This window comes from Staphylococcus sp. HMSC14C01, assembly GCF_001808085.1.
GTDB classification, from domain to species: Bacteria; Bacillota; Bacilli; order Staphylococcales; family Staphylococcaceae; genus Staphylococcus; species Staphylococcus hominis.
The window spans coordinates 11,935-12,556 of the sequence record NZ_KV792041.1 but is presented as its reverse complement, the minus strand read 5'-3'; the positions used below and the strand labels follow the sequence as shown (position 1 = coordinate 12,556).

The 622-nt window shown below is 51.8% G+C and carries 6 tRNA genes; all 6 read left to right on the top strand.

Annotated features, from left to right (window positions below):
- Positions 1-62 precede the first annotated feature (62 nt).
- Positions 63-138, top strand: a tRNA-Thr gene (locus HMPREF3131_RS07955).
- 5 nt (positions 139-143) lie between these two features.
- A tRNA-Lys gene (locus HMPREF3131_RS07950) sits at positions 144-216 on the top strand.
- A 9-nt stretch (positions 217-225) separates the two neighbouring features.
- A tRNA-Leu gene (locus HMPREF3131_RS07945) sits at positions 226-307 on the top strand.
- A gap of 3 nt (positions 308-310) precedes the next feature.
- Positions 311-385: transfer RNA gene (locus tag HMPREF3131_RS07940), tRNA-Gly, on the top strand.
- Between the two features lie 7 nt (positions 386-392).
- A tRNA-Leu gene (locus HMPREF3131_RS07935) sits at positions 393-481 on the top strand.
- Positions 482-492: 11 nt separating this feature from the next.
- Positions 493-569 (top strand) — tRNA-Arg (locus tag HMPREF3131_RS07930).
- Positions 570-622 lie beyond the last annotated feature (53 nt).

Genomic DNA, 622 nt, shown 5'->3' with positions numbered 1-622 from the left:
TCTGCCTTACAAGCAGAGGGTCGGCGGTTCGATCCCGTCATTCTCCACCATTCAATTTAATAGCCGGCCTAGCTCAATTGGTAGAGCAACTGACTTGTAATCAGTAGGTTGGGGGTTCAAGTCCTCTGGCCGGCACCATCTTTGAGCCATTAGCTCAGTTGGTAGAGCATCTGACTTTTAATCAGAGGGTCAGAGGTTCGAATCCTCTATGGCTCACATGTATACGCGGGTGTGGCGGAATTGGCAGACGCACTAGACTTAGGATCTAGCGCCTTACGGCGTGGGGGTTCGACTCCCTTCACCCGCATATGCGGAAGTAGTTCAGTGGTAGAACACCACCTTGCCAAGGTGGGGGTCGCGGGTTCGAATCCCGTCTTCCGCTCCATTATTTTGCCGGGGTGGCGGAACTGGCAGACGCACAGGACTTAAAATCCTGCGGTGAGAGATCACCGTACCGGTTCGATTCCGGTCCTCGGCACCAATTTAAATATAGCGCCCGTAGCTCAACTGGATAGAGCGTTTGACTACGGATCAAGAGGTTATGGGTTCGACTCCTATCGGGCGCGCCATTTAAAATTATCAATTTAATATACGGGAAGTAGCTCAGCTTGGTAGAGCACTT